This is a genomic window from Ruegeria sp. BF7, assembly GCF_056538605.1.
Window position 1 is genome coordinate 46,266 of record NZ_JBQFTM010000018.1, and the last position, 18,117, is coordinate 64,382.

Below are 18,117 nucleotides of genomic sequence, written 5' to 3' on the forward strand. Positions count from 1 at the left end.
AATCCGGGTCCAGCCGAACCTGTCTTAGAAAGGGCCTCATGGGTTGGGGCGTTTTCTAAGACGCGGTTCGCGGATCGGGAGGCTGCCTTCGGGACGGTGGCCATGAATTGATCCGGACGTGTCGTCTCGAATGTGCAAGATGCCGGGGCCCGACGGTGTCTTTGCCCGCTGAGAACATCGAAAGGTGACATCTGACATGGCTCAAACGTTCCTTGGCCAGAAACGTCTTCGTAAATATTACGGCAAAATCCGTGAAGTGCTGGAGATGCCGAACCTCATTGAGGTCCAGAAATCTTCTTATGATCTTTTCCTGCGCTCAGGCGATGCAGAGCAGCCCACCGACGGCGAAGGCATCAAAGGCGTGTTCCAGTCGGTTTTCCCGATCAAGGATTTCAACGAAACCTCCGTTCTGGAGTTCGTAAAATACGATCTGGAAAAACCCAAGTACGACGTCGAAGAATGCATGCAGCGCGACATGACCTACAGCGCGCCGCTGAAGGTCACTCTGCGTCTGATCGTGTTTGATGTCGATGAGGACACCGGCGCCAAATCGGTCAAGGACATTAAGGAACAGGACGTGTTCATGGGCGACATGCCCCTGATGACGCCGAACGGGACGTTCATCGTGAACGGTACCGAGCGTGTGATCGTGTCCCAGATGCACCGTTCGCCCGGTGTGTTCTTCGACCACGACAAGGGCAAGACCCATTCCTCGGGCAAGTTGCTGTTTGCCTGCCGCATCATCCCGTATCGCGGCAGCTGGCTGGACTTTGAGTTCGACGCCAAGGACATCGTCTTCGCCCGTATCGACCGTCGCCGTAAACTGCCTGTGACAACCCTGCTGTATGCACTGGGTCTGGATCAGGAAGCGATCATGGACGCGTATTACAACACCGTGTCCTACAAGCTGGACAAGAAGAAGGGCTGGATCGCGCCATTCTTCCCCGAGCGTGTTCGCGGTACCCGCCCGACCTATGATCTGATCGACGCGAAATCCGGTGAAGTCATTGCCGAGGCGGGCAAGAAAGTCACCCCGCGCGCGGTCAAGAAACTGATCGAAGAAGGCGTCGTTACCGACCTGCTGGTTCCGTTCGATCACATCGTCGGCAAGTATGTCGCAAAGGACATCATCAACGAAGAAAACGGCGCGATCTATGTCGAAGCCGGTGATGAGCTGACCCTGGAATACGACAAGGACGGCGACCTGATCGGTGGCACTGTCAAGGAACTGATCGATGCGGGTATCACCGACATCCCGGTTCTGGACATCGACAACGTCAATGTTGGCCCCTACATGCGCAACACCATGGCTCAGGATAAGAACCTGAACCGTGAAAGCGCGCTGATGGACATCTACCGCGTTATGCGTCCGGGTGAGCCGCCCACCGTCGAAGCTGCGTCGGCCCTGTTCGACACCCTGTTCTTCGACAGCGAGCGTTATGACCTGTCCGCCGTTGGCCGCGTGAAGATGAACATGCGTCTGGCACTGGACGCGCCGGACACCCTGCGCACCCTGCGCCGCGAAGACATTGTGGCCTGCATCAAAGCGCTGGTGGAACTGCGCGATGGCAAAGGCGACGTGGACGATATCGACCACCTCGGCAACCGTCGTGTGCGTTCGGTCGGCGAACTCATGGAGAACCAGTATCGAGTCGGTCTGCTGCGCATGGAGCGCGCGATCAAAGAGCGTATGTCGTCGGTCGAGATTGACACCGTCATGCCGCAGGATCTGATCAACGCGAAACCGGCTGCGGCTGCTGTGCGTGAATTCTTCGGCTCATCGCAGCTGTCGCAGTTCATGGACCAGACCAACCCGCTGTCGGAAGTCACCCACAAACGCCGCCTCTCGGCGCTTGGCCCCGGTGGTCTGACGCGTGAGCGTGCGGGCTTTGAGGTTCGCGACGTGCACCCGACCCACTATGGCCGGATGTGCCCGATTGAAACGCCTGAAGGTCCGAACATCGGTCTGATCAACTCGCTGGCCACCTTTGCCCGCGTGAATAAGTATGGCTTCATTGAAACACCTTACCGCGTTGTTAAAGACGCCGAGGTGACCGATGAGGTTCATTACATGTCCGCGACCGAGGAAATGCGTCACACAGTGGCGCAGGCGAACGCGACTCTGGACGCTGATGGCAAGTTCATCAACGATCTGGTGTCGACCCGTCAGGCTGGTGACTACACTCTTGCCCCGCGTGAGAATGTTGACCTGATCGACGTGTCGCCGAAACAGCTGGTTTCGGTCGCTGCATCGCTGATCCCGTTCCTTGAAAATGACGACGCCAACCGCGCTCTGATGGGCTCGAACATGCAACGTCAGGCGGTTCCGCTGCTGCGCGCCGAGGCACCGCTGGTCGGTACCGGGATCGAGGAAAAGGTTGCGATCGACTCAGGCGCTGCGATTCAGGCGAAACGCGCCGGTATCATCGACCAGGTCGATGCCCAGCGTATCGTTATCCGCGCCACCGAAGATCTGGAACTGGGCGACGCTGGCGTTGACATCTACCGTCTGCGCAAGTTCCAGCGTTCGAACCAGAACACCTGCATCAACCAGCGTCCGCTGATCAAGGTGGGTGACACCGTCCAGAAGGGCGAGGTCATTGCCGACGGTCCGTCGACCGATATGGGTGAACTGGCGCTGGGCAAGAACGTGGTCGTCGCGTTCATGCCGTGGAACGGTTACAACTACGAAGACTCGATCCTGATCTCGGAACGTATCGCGCGTGACGACGTCTTTACCTCGGTCCACATCGAGGAATTCGAAGTCGCCGCCCGTGACACCAAGTTGGGCCCGGAAGAGATCACCCGCGACATCCCGAACGTCGGTGAAGAAGCGCTGCGCAACCTCGACGAGGCGGGCATCGTTTACATCGGTGCGGATGTCGAGCCGGGCGATATTCTGGTCGGCAAGATCACCCCAAAGGGCGAAAGCCCGATGACCCCGGAAGAAAAGCTGCTGCGCGCCATCTTTGGTGAAAAAGCATCTGACGTGCGCGACACCTCGCTGCGCGTGAAGCCGGGCGATTACGGTACGGTCGTTGAGGTTCGCGTCTTCAACCGTCACGGCGTCGAGAAAGACGAGCGTGCGCTGCAGATCGAGCGTGAGGAAGTCGAACGTCTGGCCCGTGACCGGGACGACGAGCTGGCGATCCTTGACCGCAACATCTATGCGCGTCTGCAGGGCCTGATCCTGGGCAAAACCGCTGTCAAAGGCCCGAAAGGCGTCAAGCCGGGCTCGGTGATCACCGAGGAGCTGCTGGAAACCCTGACCCGTGGTCAGTGGTGGCAGCTGGCGCTGGAAGGTGAGCAGGATGCACAGATCGTCGAAGCTCTGAACGAGCAGTACGAAGTGCAAAAGCGTGCTCTGGACGCCCGTTTCGAGGACAAGGTCGAGAAGGTCCGCCGTGGCGACGACCTGCCGCCGGGTGTGATGAAGATGGTCAAAGTCTTCATCGCCGTGAAGCGCAAGCTGCAGCCGGGCGACAAGATGGCTGGTCGTCACGGGAACAAAGGTGTGATCTCCAAGGTTGTTCCGATGGAAGACATGCCGTTCCTGGCCGATGGTACTCCGGTTGACTTCTGTCTGAACCCGCTGGGTGTGCCTTCGCGTATGAACGTTGGTCAGATCCTTGAAACCCACATGGGTTGGGCCGCGCGCGGTCTGGGTCTGAACATCGACGACGCACTGGGTGAATACCGCCGCTCCGGCGACCTGACCCCGGTGCGCGAAGCAATGAAGCTGGCCTATGGCGAGAATGTCTACGAAGAAGGCATCACCGGTCTGGACGAGGATGGCCTGATCGAGGCTGCGGGCAACGTGACTCGCGGTGTTCCGATCGCAACCCCGGTCTTCGACGGTGCCAAAGAGGCTGACGTCAACGACGCGCTGGTGCGTGCGGGCTTCTCGGAAAGCGGTCAGTCGATCCTGTTCGACGGTCGCACCGGTGAGCAATTCGCACGTCCGGTGACCGTGGGCATCAAGTACCTGCTGAAACTGCACCACCTGGTGGACGACAAGATCCACGCGCGTTCGACCGGGCCGTACAGCCTGGTCACCCAGCAGCCGCTGGGTGGTAAGGCGCAGTTCGGTGGCCAGCGCTTTGGTGAGATGGAAGTCTGGGCTCTGGAGGCTTACGGCGCCGCCTACACCCTGCAAGAGATGCTGACGGTGAAATCGGATGACGTCGCCGGCCGGACCAAGGTCTATGAGTCGATCGTCAAGGGCGAGGATAACTTTGAAGCGGGCGTACCGGAATCGTTCAACGTTCTGGTGAAAGAAGTCCGTGGCCTCGGCCTGAATATGGAACTCCTGGATGCGGAGGTTGAGGAGTAAGGGCGCTGCCCTTTCTCCCGTCCCCCCTTCCGCAAGATTTGAGGTAACAAATGAACCAGGAAATCACCAACAACCCGTTCAACCCGCTGACGCCCCCGAAGGTATTCGACGAGATCAAGGTCTCGCTGGCGTCGCCCGAGCGGATCCTGTCTTGGTCCTATGGCGAGATCAAGAAACCCGAAACCATCAACTACCGGACGTTCAAGCCCGAGCGTGACGGCCTGTTCTGTGCACGAATCTTTGGCCCGATCAAAGACTACGAATGTCTGTGCGGCAAATATAAGCGGATGAAGTATCGCGGCGTTGTCTGCGAGAAATGCGGTGTGGAAGTCACCCTGCAGAAAGTCCGCCGCGAGCGTATGGGCCACATCGAGCTGGCCGCGCCCGTCGCACATATCTGGTTCCTGAAGTCGCTGCCGTCCCGCATCGGTCTGATGCTGGACATGACGCTGCGCGATCTGGAACGTGTTCTGTACTTTGAAAACTACGTCGTCATCGAGCCCGGTCTGACAGACCTGTCTTATGGCCAGATGCTGACCGAAGAAGAGTACATGGACGCGCAGGATGCCTATGGCATGGACGCGTTCACCGCCAATATCGGTGCCGAGGCCATCCGCGAGATGCTGGCCCAGATCGATCTGGAAGCCGAAGCCGAGCAGCTGCGCGCTGATCTGGCCGAAGCAACCGGCGAGCTGAAGCCCAAGAAGATCATCAAGCGTCTGAAGGTAGTTGAATCCTTCCTCGAGTCGGGCAACCGGCCCGAATGGATGGTGATGACCGTGATCCCGGTCATTCCGCCGGAACTGCGTCCGCTGGTTCCGCTGGATGGTGGCCGCTTTGCGACCTCGGATCTGAACGATCTGTATCGCCGCGTTATCAACCGGAACAACCGTCTGAAGCGTCTGATCGAACTGCGCGCACCTGACATCATCGTCCGCAACGAAAAGCGGATGCTGCAGGAATCCGTTGACGCTCTGTTCGACAATGGCCGTCGTGGCCGCGTGATCACCGGCGCCAACAAGCGTCCGCTGAAATCGCTGTCGGATATGCTGAAAGGGAAACAGGGCCGCTTCCGTCAGAACCTTCTGGGTAAGCGCGTCGACTTCTCGGGCCGTTCGGTCATCGTGACCGGTCCGGAACTCAAGCTGCACCAGTGTGGTCTGCCCAAGAAGATGGCGTTGGAACTGTTCAAACCGTTCATCTACTCGCGCCTTGAAGCCAAGGGTCTGTCTTCGACCGTGAAACAGGCGAAGAAACTGGTCGAGAAAGAGCGTCCCGAAGTGTGGGATATCCTCGACGAGGTGATCCGCGAACACCCTGTCATGCTGAACCGTGCGCCGACGCTGCACCGTCTTGGTATTCAGGCGTTCGAGCCGGTCCTGATCGAAGGTAAAGCGATCCAGCTGCACCCGCTGGTCTGTTCGGCCTTTAACGCCGACTTCGACGGTGACCAGATGGCCGTGCACGTCCCGCTGAGCCTTGAAGCGCAGCTGGAAGCCCGTGTTCTGATGATGTCGACGAACAACGTTCTGTCGCCTGCAAACGGCGCGCCGATCATCGTTCCGTCGCAGGATATGATCCTGGGTCTCTACTACGTGACCCTGGAACGCGAAGGCATGCCGGGCGAAGGCAAGGTCTTTGGCTCGATCGAAGAAGTTCAGCACGCGCTGGACGCGGGTGAGGTGCATCTGCACTCGAAAATCACCGCGCGGATCACGCAGATCGACGACGAAGGCAACGAAGTTCAGAAGCGCTATGAAACCACTCCGGGCCGTCTGCGTCTGGGTGCGTTGCTGCCGATGAACAACAAAGCGCCGTTCGAACTGGTCAACCGCCTGCTGCGGAAGAAGGAAGTGCAGCAGGTCATCGACACCGTCTATCGCTACTGCGGTCAGAAAGAGTCGGTTATCTTCTGTGACCAGATCATGTCGATGGGCTTCAAAGAAGCGTTCAAGGCGGGCATCTCGTTCGGTAAGGACGACATGGTCATTCCGGACGACAAGTGGGGCATCGTTGATGACACCCGCGGTCAGGTGAAAGACTTTGAACAGCAGTACATGGACGGCCTGATTACTCAGGGCGAAAAGTACAACAAAGTTGTCGATGCCTGGTCGAAGTGTAACGACCGCGTCACCGAGGCGATGATGAGCACGATCTCATCTTCGGATCGGGCAGAGGACGGATCCGAACAGGAACCGAACTCGGTCTACATGATGGCCCACTCTGGTGCGCGTGGCTCGGTCACTCAGATGAAACAGCTGGGCGGAATGCGCGGCCTTATGGCCAAGCCGAACGGTGACATCATCGAGACGCCGATCATCTCGAACTTCAAGGAAGGTCTGACCGTTCTCGAGTACTTCAACTCGACCCACGGTGCCCGTAAGGGTCTGTCGGATACCGCTCTGAAGACCGCGAACTCGGGTTACCTGACCCGTCGTCTGGTGGACGTGGCGCAGGACTGCATCGTGCGTGAGATCGACTGTGGCACCGAGCGTGCAATCACAGCCGAAGCCGCCGTGAACGACGGTGAGGTTGTCGCCTCGCTGGCCGAACGTATCCTGGGCCGTGTGGCGGCTGACGACATCCTGCGTCCGGGAACGGATGAGGTGATCGTTGCGGCTGGTCAGCTGATCGACGAGCGTATGGCAGATGCCATTGATGAAGCCGGCGTTCAGTCGACCCGCATCCGTTCGCCTCTGACCTGTGAGTCCGAGGAAGGTGTCTGTGCAACTTGCTACGGTCGTGACCTCGCGCGCGGTACCATGGTTAACACGGGTGAAGCTGTCGGCATCATCGCCGCCCAGTCCATTGGTGAACCCGGTACGCAGCTGACGATGCGGACCTTCCACATCGGTGGTGTTGCGCAAGGTGGTCAGCAGTCGTTCCAGGAAGCCAGCCAGGAAGGTGTCGTTTCGTTCGAAAACCCGCAGATTCTGGTAAATGCGGCAGGCGAAAGCCTGGTCATGGGCCGGAACATGAAGCTGGTGATCAAGGACGAGCACGGCGAAGAGCGTGCCAGCCACAAGCTGGGCTACGGCTCGAAGCTGTTCGTCAAGGACGGCACCAAAGTCGCCCGTGGCGACAAGTTGTTCGAATGGGATCCCTACACCCTGCCGATCATCGCTGAGAAAGCCGGTACCGCGAAATACGTCGACCTTGTTTCGGGCCTTGCTGTTCGCGACGAGACCGACGAAGCCACCGGGATGACCCAGAAGATCGTGATCGACTGGCGCGCCGCCCCCAAAGGCAGCGACCTGAAGCCCGAGATCATTCTGGTCGGTGAAGATGGCGAGCCGGTCCGCAATGATGCGGGCAACCCGGTTCACTATCCGATGTCGGTGGACGCGATCCTGTCGGTCGAAGACGGCCAGCAGGTTGAAGCCGGTGACGTTGTCGCGCGTATCCCGCGTGAAGGCGCCAAGACCAAGGACATCACCGGTGGTTTGCCGCGTGTGGCCGAACTGTTCGAAGCCCGTCGTCCGAAAGATCACGCGATCATCGCGGAAGCCGATGGTTACGTGCGCTTTGGTCGCGACTACAAGAACAAGCGCCGCATCAGCATCGAACCGGCGGACGAGTCCATGGAGACCATCGAATACATGGTGCCCAAGGGCAAGCACATCCCGGTCGCCGAAGGGGACTTCATCCAGAAGGGTGAATACCTGATGGACGGTAACCCGGCTCCGCATGACATCCTGTCCATCATGGGTGTCGAAGCGCTGGCGGATTACATGATCGACGAGGTGCAGGACGTCTATCGTCTGCAGGGCGTGAAGATCAACGACAAGCACATCGAGGTCATCGTGCGCCAGATGCTGCAGAAGTGGGAGATCCTGGATTCAGGCGACACCACCCTGCTGAAAGGCGAACATGTCGACAAGCAGGAGTTCGACGCGGCCAACGAGAAGACCATCTCGCGCGGTGGACGTCCGGCTCAGGGCGAGCCGATCCTCTTGGGGATCACCAAAGCCTCGCTGCAGACGCGTTCGTTCATCTCGGCGGCGTCGTTCCAGGAAACCACCCGTGTTCTGACCGAAGCGTCGGTACAGGGCAAAAAGGACAAACTGGTCGGCCTGAAAGAGAACGTCATCGTTGGCCGCCTCATTCCCGCCGGTACCGGTGGTGCGACCCAGGCCGTGCGTCAGGTTGCGCAATCGCGCGACAACGTCGTGATCGAAGCTCGCCGGGAAGAAGCCGAAGCGGCCGCTGCCCTGGCTGCGCCGATGATGGACGACGACATGGTCGGCGACGAGCTGGACGTTCTGGTGGAAACACCGGAAAGCCGCGAGTAAGTCTCGTCACAAGCAAAAAAGAGGCCCTGCGATATCTATCGCGGGGCCTCTTTTTTTGGACTAGTCAATGACTGCTTCGAGTCCATAGGGCCCGATGCTGCGCGTTCAACGAAGCTCAGCTTGACGCGACGAAGCGCCAAACGCTTGCCGAACGAAACTTGAACATGGGCGCGAAGCCATCTTCATGCTATTTTTAGGAAGGATTTGTAGGACGGGAAGCTGTTGGATCGCCAGCACACAAATGAGATTGACCGTGTCTTAAGCGGATTCGATACAGGGCGAGACCGACTCGTCGCGGATAGCTGGCAGCGCTGTGTTGAAACCTATGGTATGGATCCCTCACGGCAGGAACCCGCGCATATCCTGCCTGACACCAAATTCCGTGAACATCTGGAACAATCCGAACGTCTGATCGCAACGGCGCGCTCGGGGCTGCAATCGCTGTTTGCGCAGGTGGCAGGGCAGAACTACGTCCTGCTGCTTGCGGATGCGGATGGAGTCTGCGTCGACTTCTTTGGCGACCGGAACTTCGAGGACGAGCTCAGAACTGCGGGTCTTCATCTAGGATTCAAGTGGACGGAAGAGTTGGCGGGAACGAACGGGGTGGGTTCGTGCATTGTTACAGGTCAGCCGGTGACGATCCATCAGGGCGATCATTTTTCGATCACACATACGCCGCTGTCTTGTACGGCAGCACCTATTTTTGACACCAGGGGTGGTCTTGCGGCTGTTCTGGATGTGTCCTTGTTGCGTGGACCCTCGCCTAAGGCGTCGCAGAATCTGGCCATGACATTGGTGACGAATTCCGCCCGTCGCGTCGAGATGGCAAACCTGATGGCATCGACCCGGCGCGATTGGGTCCTGCGCTTTTCAGCCAGCCCCGAGTTTCTGGAGGTCGATCCCGAAGCGGCGGTTGCAGTGGACGGAGGTGGCAAGATCATCGGTATGACCTCGGGAGCCCGCCGCGCGCTGGACCCGGACGGTACGGGACACCTGATCGGGTCTCGCTTGCAGGACTGGCTTGAAATCAGCGTTGACGACATGCCCGAATTCATGCGCGGCAGGCCGTCCGAGGACCGTGTATTGCACCTTAAGGACGGGCGCGCGCTTTATGGCCATGCCGTTGCGCCGCAGACACCGCAAATGACGGCAGCCCTGCGCAAGCGAGAACAGGTTCTGCCCGGGACCCTTGGCAGTTTTGCGGGGCCGGATGCGGACCTTCAGCAACTGTTGAACAAAGCTGCGCGTCTTGCACCAACCAATCTGCCGCTTGTGCTGACCGGTGAAAGCGGAACCGGCAAGACAAAACTGGCGCGTGCAATCCACATGGCCGATCCTGCGACGCAGGATTTTCACACGGTGATCTGCTGCGACACCGAGACACTCGATTTCTGCCACGCCATTGATCCCGGAACGCTGTTCCTGCGCGGTGTCGAAGATCTTAGCAAACCTGCGCAGGCCTCTCTTTTGGCGGTGCTGGAGCGGCGGGCCGATCTGAGGATCATCGCCTCTTGCCGAGAGGCCCCGGCCGGATTGCAAGGTTATCTGCGCGAGGATCTGTTGCACCGGATCGCAGGTGCCACCTTGCCCCTGCCGCCGTTACGACATCGGGCGGATCTGGATTGGCTGATTGATCGCCTGCTCAGACGGTTTGCCAGCCATGATATCCGCCTGTCCACAGCCGCGCGTGCTGATCTGAAGTCACGACTCTGGCGCGGCAATATTCGTGAACTGGAACATCTGCTGCTCAGTACTGTCGCCTTATGTCAGGACAACATCATCGACTTGACGGACTTACCCGCTCCGGTGCTGGCCTCTGATCAAGAGCGGGACGTGGATGATCTGGAAGCGCTCCTGCGCGCCTGTGATTGGAACATGTCCCAGGTTGCGCGGCGGCTTGGCGTGAACCGGTCGACAATCCTTCGTCGTGCGCGAAAGGCTGGGCTTATACCGCCCGTATAACCGCAAGTGCACCCGTGTTGCAGCCTTGTTGCGCGCGCAACAAGCTTAGGTATTTTTGGTCCGGGTAAAGTGCTGACCCTGCAAATCCGCTTGCCCGACGGGTCGCGGATTTGCCAGCCTTCTGCTCCGTGGAGATAGGGAGGATGACATGCTCGACACAACACTCTCGGATCAGGTGCAGGGGTTTCTGGACGTTTTCGGGGCGGCTTTGTCCAAAGGCGATATCGATGCTGCCTGCGATATGTTTCATGATGAATGCTATTGGCGCGATCTGGTCAGCTTTACCTGGAATATCAAAACGGTCGAAGGCAAGGCGCAGGTGGCAGATATGCTCTCGCACCAGCTGGCCACGACCAAGCCAAGCGGTTGGAGAATAGCCGAAGGTGAGGTGCCCACAGAGGATGGGGGCGTGACCACCGCATGGATCGAATTCGAGACCGAAGTTGCGCGTGGCTACGGTCTGATCCGCCTCAAGGAAGGCAGGATATGGACCTTGCTGACCACGATGGCCGAGTTGAAAGGGCATGAAGAACCCAAAGGGTTCAACCGTCCGCTGGGTGCCAAGCATGGGGCCGGAAAACACCGTACCACATGGGCAGAAGAACGCGCGCAGGAAGAGGCCGAACTGGGCTACAAGACACAGCCCTACTGCCTTATCATCGGCGGCGGTCAGGGCGGGATCGCAATGGGCGCGCGGCTGCGCCAGCTTGGTGTACCGACGATCATCGTCGAACGGAACGACCGGCCCGGCGACAGTTGGCGCAATCGCTACAAATCCCTCTGTCTGCACGATCCGGTCTGGTACGACCATCTGCCCTATATCAAGTTTCCGGAAAACTGGCCTGTGTTCTCGCCCAAGGACAAGATCGGCGACTGGCTTGAGATGTATACGAAAGTGATGGAGCTGAACTATTGGACGCGTACAACGGCCAAGTCCGCCACGTTCGACGAAGACAAGGGCGAATGGACCATCACGGTAAACCGAGATGGCGAAGAGGTTGTACTTCGGCCCAAACATCTGATCATGGCGACGGGTATGTCTGGAAAAAAACGCATGCCTGATTTTCCGGGAATGGATGTGTTCAAGGGTGTGCAGGCTCATTCCTCAGAACATGAAGGGCCGGACAAATGGGCAGGCAAGAAAGTTGTCGTGGTGGGGTCTAATAACTCAGCTCACGATATCTGTGCGGCCCTTTGGGAGAACGATGCTGACGTAACTATGGTGCAGCGGTCCTCAACCCATATTGTCCGCTCGGACACCCTCATGGAAATCGGACTGGGCGATCTCTATTCTGAACGTGCGGTGCGGTCTGGCATGACGACCGAAAAGGCCGATCTGATCTTTGCATCGCTGCCCTATCGCATCCTGCATGAATTCCAGATTCCGGCCTATGCTGCGATGAAAGAACAGGACAAAGAGTTTTATGACGGCCTGGAAAAGGCCGGGTTCTGGCTGGATTGGGGTGATGACGACAGCGGGCTGTTCATGAAATACCTGCGTCGTGGATCCGGCTATTACATCGATATCGGTGCCAGCCAGTTGATCATTGATGGCGAAATCAAGCTGAAACGCGGTCAGGTCACCGCGCTTGATGAATCCGGAGTTATTCTTGATGACGGCACGCATCTGGATGCCGACCTGGTGGTCTATGCGACAGGGTATAATTCGATGAACGGTTGGGTCGCGGACCTGATGGGCCAGGATATGGCAGATCGACTTGGGAAATGCTGGGGTCTGGGCTCTGACACAACCAAGGACCCGGGGCCCTGGGAAGGCGAACAACGCAATATGTGGAAGCCGACACAGGTGCCAAACCTTTGGATGCATGGCGGAAACCTGCATCAGTCCCGGCACTACTCACAGTTTCTGTCGCTGCAGATAAAGGCCCGGATGGAGGGTATCCCGACGCCGGTCTTCGGCCGTCAACAAGTGTACCACCTCAGTTAAGTCATGCGCTACAATCATGAAGCGGACTTTCAAGGTATTCGATTGAAAGTCTGCTTTGTCCGGAGGCTTTGTGAAAACTCTGGTTGGTCAGCGAAACATGTCGAAAACACCTTTTATGTGCATTCTCTCGCGCTTCTGCCAGAGCTTTCGCACAGGCGCTGAAAACGAGCGCGACGAGAGAGCTCGTGGGCTGGAGTTTTCACACACCGTGTCCGCACATTGGTCATTCGTTCGACCAGAACACACTGTGTTGCAGTGAACTGAGGCTTGGTCACGAGACCCGTTTTTTACGAACCTAGTGTACCTCTCCTGGTGAGTTGACATCCCGGACAGCGACGGCACCAATGCTGCGGGTGACTAAGGACCGGACCTGTTTGAAATGACCCCAAACCTGAAAGGCGCGCTGCTGATGATGGGCAGCATGGCGGCCTTCACCATCAATGATGCGCTGGTCAAGGCCGCCGGGGCGGAGGTGCCGCTGTTCCAGATGGTGGCGATGCGCGGGGTGCTGGCGACAGTTTTGGTGTATTTTCTGGCGCGTCATCTGGGGGCGCTGCATCTGAATTTTCCGCGCCATGACAAGTGTCTGGTGGCGGCACGGTGTCTGGCCGAGCTTTCGGCGACGTTTTTCTTCCTGACAGCGCTTCTGCACATGCCGCTGGCGAATGTAACCGCAGTTTTGCAGGCTTTGCCTCTGACCGTGACCCTGGGTGCGGTGCTGTTCTTCGGTGAACAGATCGGCTGGCGTCGGGTTCTGGCCATTGCGCTGGGGTTTCTCGGTATGCTGCTGATTGTGCGACCGGGCCCCGAGGGGTTCAGCATCTATGCCATTTACGCGTTGATCGCGGTTGTGTCGGTCACCATCCGAGATTTGATCACACGGCGGATGTCGATCCATGTGCCCTCACTGGCGGTCACATTAGCGACCTCGCTTACAATCACCGCCGCGGCGGGATGCGCCTCTCTCGCTTCGGGCTGGCAACCGGTTTCGCCGGGCGCGGGGCTGATGGTCGCCTGCGCGGCGGTGTTCGTGCTGACCGGCTATTTGTGCAGCGTCATGGTCATGCGCGTCGGAGATGTCGGATTTGTCGCGCCTTTCCGCTATTCCAGCCTGATCTGGGCGCTGGCCCTGGGCTGGCTGGTGTTCGGTGACTGGCCGGACTCGGTTACTCTGCTCGGGGCAGGGTTGGTGGTAGGTGCCGGGTTGTTCACGCTGTTCCGCGAACGCCACTCTCACTCAGCGGAGTGAGTCCGCCGAACAACGTTCTGTTCAATGGCAAAGCGGGCGATGAATTCTCCCTCTTGCTCGGGTGTAAGCGGGGACAATTCTGTGATGCTGTTGCGGGCGTGGGGTGAATCGTTGAATTGGTTCAGCGTGCGCACCCACATTGGCGCGTCCGGGTAGCTGATCACCGGCATGAAGTTCCCGATGCGGTGATGGGCGAAATTCATGATCGTCTGCTCGCAGCCGCCGCGCACATGCATGGCGAATCCGACGCCTAACAGAGGCCGAAACACCTGCGCGGCCCAAATGCCGTCTGCCCCGAAACGGGCTAGAAAACCCTGATTATAGTCGATGGCGACTGTTTTGTTGTTCGCCATCAGACCTTGGCTCTCGACCGCGGCGATGCGCAGGCGCTCGACGAAATCCACCGACACGGCATCGTCATCGTCGTGGCGGAATTGCAGGCAGGGAGCGCTGGGGTCGTCGCGCGCGGCGTTCAGGATCTCTTTCATCACTTTGCGGTGCCGGGCAGGCGCGCGCGCGATGATCCGGACCTGTTTCATGCCAGAGGTCAGATCGTGCAGCCGGTCAAAGGCGGTTTTCGGCAAGCAATCCCCGATCACGATAAGGAACTGGAACTCTTCATCGGTCTGTTCCCTGAAACAGGGCAGGGTGGTAGTTTCGAAAAGCCGGAACCGCTCTTCCAGACGGGCCGGATTATAGAGGTACTGCCTGCGTTCCTCGATCGTGTCATGTTCGACCTGAAAGCCCCCGTGGGCGGGGTAGGAAAAGCGGCAAAGGCCTATGACTTGCATGGTTCATCCGTCGGGTAAAATGGTGAGCAGACTATGCCCCCGTCGTCATACCCTCGCAACGGCTACCGAACTGGAAACCCCCATCACGCCCTGATATTTGCGTGCTATCGGGTCACTGGACCGCCTCATTAGGGGTTGCTGTTGACACTCGGGCCGACTCCCCCTATTACGCGCGTCATCTCGGTACCGGGGGCCGCCCCAAAACCGATTTCAGTAATGAACTGGTCAAGACCCGGACAATTTTGCAGTTCGCGTCCTCTGATAACCAACCGCGACGTTCACCTCGGAATGGGAACGCTCGCGGATTTTGCGCTTGTGGACGCATAAGTGCAGCAAGTTTAACCGCACGCAACGCGCGTGCATGTCATGTGTGTTGCAAAACGGGGAAGAAACCGGAATGCCAACTATTCAACAGCTGATCCGCAAGCCGCGGCAGCCCAAAGTAAAACGCTCGAAGTCCATGCACCTGGAGCAGTGCCCGCAGAAACGCGGCGTCTGCACACGTGTTTACACCACCACGCCAAAGAAGCCGAACTCGGCTATGCGTAAGGTTGCCAAGGTGCGCCTGACCAACGGGTTCGAGGTCATCTCGTACATTCCCGGTGAAAGCCACAACCTGCAGGAACACTCGGTTGTTCTGATCCGTGGCGGCCGTGTGAAAGACCTTCCTGGTGTGCGTTACCACATCCTGCGCGGTGTTCTGGATACTCAGGGCGTCAAAGACCGTAAGCAACGCCGTTCGAAATACGGCGCGAAGCGTCCCAAGTAAGAAGGAGAGGCTGATATGTCACGTCGTCACGCCGCCGAAAAACGCGAAGTCCTGCCTGACGCCAAATTTGGCGACAAGGTTTTGACCAAATTCATGAACAACCTGATGATCGACGGCAAGAAGTCGGTCGCAGAGCGCATCGTCTACAACGCGTTTGACCGCGTTGAGAACAAGATCAAGCGCGCTCCTGTCGAAGTGTTCCACGAAGCGCTCGACAACATCAAACCGTCGGTCGAGGTCCGCTCGCGCCGGGTTGGTGGTGCAACCTATCAGGTTCCGGTCGAAGTCCGCCCCGAGCGCCGCGAAGCACTGGCCATCCGCTGGCTGATCACTGCTGCGCGTGGCCGCAACGAAAACACCATGGAAGAACGCCTCGCCGGTGAGCTGCTGGACGCTGTACAGTCCCGCGGTACCGCCGTGAAGAAGCGCGAAGACACCCACAAGATGGCCGAGGCGAACAAAGCCTTCAGCCACTACCGTTGGTAATTCCAGAGGCTTATCAAAATGGCACGCGAATATACACTCAACCATTACCGTAACTTCGGTATCATGGCGCATATCGATGCAGGTAAAACCACCTGCTCGGAACGCATCCTGTATTACACCGGTAAATCCCACAACATCGGTGAGGTGCACGATGGTGCAGCCACCATGGACTGGATGGAGCAGGAGCAGGAACGCGGTATCACCATCACTTCGGCTGCGACCACCACTTTCTGGGAACGCACCGAAGACGGTCAAACTGCTGACTCGCCTAAGCACCGCCTGAACATCATCGACACCCCCGGCCACGTTGACTTCACCATCGAAGTCGAGCGCTCGCTGGCGGTACTCGACGGTGCTGTTTGCGTTCTGGACGCAAACGCCGGTGTTGAACCCCAGACCGAAACCGTGTGGCGTCAGGCTGACCGCTACAAGGTTCCGCGTATGGTTTTCGTCAACAAAATGGACAAGATCGGTGCTGACTTCTTCAACTGCGTTCGCATGATCGAAGATCGCACCGGTGCACGTGCTGTTCCGGTTGGTATTCCGATCGGTGCAGAATCCGAGCTTGAAGGTCTTGTTGATCTGGTCACCATGGAAGAATGGCTGTGGCAGGGTGAAGACCTTGGTGCAAGCTGGGTCAAAGCACCGATCCGTGACAGCCTGAAAGACATGGCTGACGAATGGCGCGGTAAAATGATCGAAGCGGCCGTCGAAATGGACGACGACGCGATGATGGAATACCTGGAAGGCAATGAGCCCGACGTTCCCACCCTGCGCGCCCTGCTGCGCAAAGGTACGCTGGAAATCGCGTTCGTTCCGGTTCTGGGTGGTTCGGCGTTCAAGAACAAAGGCGTCCAGCCTCTGCTCAACGCTGTGATCGACTATCTGCCCAGCCCGCTGGACGTAGTCGATTACATGGGCTTCAAGCCCGGCGACGAGGAAGAAGTTCGTAACATCGCACGTCGTGCAGACGACGACATGGCCTTCTCAGGTCTGGCGTTCAAAATCATGAACGACCCCTTCGTTGGCTCTCTGACCTTCACCCGTATCTACTCGGGCACCATGCAGAAGGGTGACTCGATCCTGAACTCGACCAAAGGTAAGAAAGAGCGCATCGGTCGTATGATGATGATGCACTCGAACAACCGGGAAGAGATCGAAGAAGCGTTTGCAGGCGACATCATCGCGCTGGCGGGTCTGAAAGACACCACCACCGGTGACACCCTGTGTGACGCGAAGGATCCGGTGGTTTTGGAAACCATGACCTTCCCCGATCCGGTGATCGAGATCGCGGTCGAGCCCAAAACCAAGGGCGACCAAGAGAAGATGTCCCAGGGTCTGGCCCGTCTGGCCGCTGAAGACCCGTCCTTCCGCGTGGAAACTGACCTGGAATCCGGTCAGACCATCATGAAGGGCATGGGCGAGCTTCACCTGGACATCCTGGTTGACCGTTTGAAGCGCGAGTTCAAAGTCGAGGCAAACATCGGTGCGCCGCAGGTGGCATACCGTGAAACCATCTCGATGCCGGTCGAGCACACCTACACCCACAAGAAACAGTCGGGTGGTTCGGGTCAGTTCGCGGAAGTCAAGCTGGAGATCCAGCCGACAGAGCCGGGCGAAGGTTACTCGTTCGAAAGCCGCATCGTTGGTGGTGCTGTTCCGAAGGAATACATCCCGGGTGTTGAAAAAGGCATCAACTCGGTCATGGATAGCGGCCCACTGGCTGGCTTCCCCGTGATCGACTTCAAGGTTGCCCTGCTGGACGGTAAATTCCACGACGTTGACTCGAGCGTTCTGGCGTTCGAAATCGCATCGCGGATGTGTATGCGTGAAGGCATGCGCAAAGCTGGTGCGAAACTGCTGGAACCGATCATGAAGGTCGAAGTGATCACCCCGGAAGAATACACCGGCGGTATCATTGGCGACCTGACCTCGCGTCGTGGTCAGGTTTCTGGACAAGAGCCGCGCGGCAACGCGATCGCGATCGATGCATTCGTTCCGCTGGCGAACATGTTCGGCTACATCAACACCCTGCGTTCGATGTCGTCGGGCCGCGCCCAGTTCACCATGCAGTTCGACCACTACGATCCGGTTCCGCAGAACATCTCGGACGAGATCCAGGCGAAATACGCATAAGCGAAGATTTGAGGGAGCTCCGGCCTGGGGCTCCCTTCATTACCGACAAAGGAGGCCATCATGGCAAAGGAAAAGTTTGAGCGTAATAAGCCGCACGTCAACATCGGCACGATTGGCCACGTTGACCACGGCAAGACCACGCTGACCGCAG

Annotated in this window: 10 protein-coding genes; 9 read left to right on the forward strand and 1 reads right to left on the reverse strand. The window is 58.3% G+C overall.

The features are described from left to right. The first annotated feature begins 196 nt into the window (after window positions 1–196). The 5 genes from rpoB (at window position 197) to ACR0IK_RS21655 (ending at window position 13,784) form a co-directional block, all read left to right on the forward strand. Window positions 197–4,333 carry a DNA-directed RNA polymerase subunit beta gene (rpoB, locus tag ACR0IK_RS21635; RefSeq protein ID WP_480595524.1) on the forward strand — a complete coding sequence of 1,379 codons (4,137 nt, stop codon included), beginning with the start codon at window positions 197–199 and terminating at the stop codon, window positions 4,331–4,333. Window positions 4,334–4,383: 50 nt separating this feature from the next. Beyond that, entirely contained in the window at window positions 4,384–8,625 is a 4,242-nt protein-coding gene (gene rpoC / locus ACR0IK_RS21640; RefSeq protein ID WP_480643217.1) for a DNA-directed RNA polymerase subunit beta', read from the forward strand. Between the two features lie 330 nt (window positions 8,626–8,955). Beyond that, window positions 8,956–10,587, forward strand: a complete 1,632-nt coding sequence (locus ACR0IK_RS21645; protein ID WP_480643218.1) for a sigma-54-dependent Fis family transcriptional regulator — start codon at window positions 8,956–8,958, stop codon at window positions 10,585–10,587. 148 nt (window positions 10,588–10,735) lie between these two features. After that, window positions 10,736–12,535 (forward strand): NAD(P)-binding domain-containing protein, encoded by a 1,800-nt coding sequence (locus tag ACR0IK_RS21650; protein ID WP_480643219.1) that lies wholly within the window; start codon window positions 10,736–10,738, stop codon window positions 12,533–12,535. 379 nt (window positions 12,536–12,914) lie between these two features. After that, window positions 12,915–13,784, forward strand: a complete 870-nt coding sequence (locus ACR0IK_RS21655) for a DMT family transporter (protein ID WP_480643220.1) — start codon at window positions 12,915–12,917, stop codon at window positions 13,782–13,784. On the opposite strand, the gene ACR0IK_RS21660 is transcribed toward ACR0IK_RS21655, so the two are convergent. Next, entirely contained in the window at window positions 13,769–14,575 is an 807-nt protein-coding gene (locus ACR0IK_RS21660) for a putative rhamnosyl transferase (RefSeq protein WP_480643222.1), read from the reverse strand. The genes ACR0IK_RS21655 and ACR0IK_RS21660 overlap by 16 nt on opposite strands. A 397-nt stretch (window positions 14,576–14,972) precedes the next feature. Here ACR0IK_RS21660 and rpsL point away from each other — a divergent pair, with 397 nt between their 5' ends. The 4 genes from rpsL to ACR0IK_RS21680 all read left to right on the forward strand — a co-directional run. Continuing rightward, window positions 14,973–15,344, forward strand: coding sequence for a 30S ribosomal protein S12 (rpsL, locus tag ACR0IK_RS21665; RefSeq protein ID WP_005621086.1), 372 nt, complete (start codon window positions 14,973–14,975; stop codon window positions 15,342–15,344). Window positions 15,345–15,359: 15 nt separating this feature from the next. Then, entirely contained in the window at window positions 15,360–15,830 is a 471-nt protein-coding gene (gene rpsG / locus ACR0IK_RS21670; protein ID WP_039529242.1) for a 30S ribosomal protein S7, read from the forward strand. 18 nt (window positions 15,831–15,848) lie between these two features. Further along, complete coding sequence (gene fusA / locus ACR0IK_RS21675) at window positions 15,849–17,966, forward strand: elongation factor G (RefSeq protein WP_480595530.1); 2,118 nt, start codon at window positions 15,849–15,851, stop codon at window positions 17,964–17,966. Window positions 17,967–18,026: 60 nt separating this feature from the next. Further along, the coding region (locus ACR0IK_RS21680; protein ID WP_036223564.1) for a GTP-binding protein at window positions 18,027–18,117 on the forward strand (91 nt) is incomplete at its 3' end.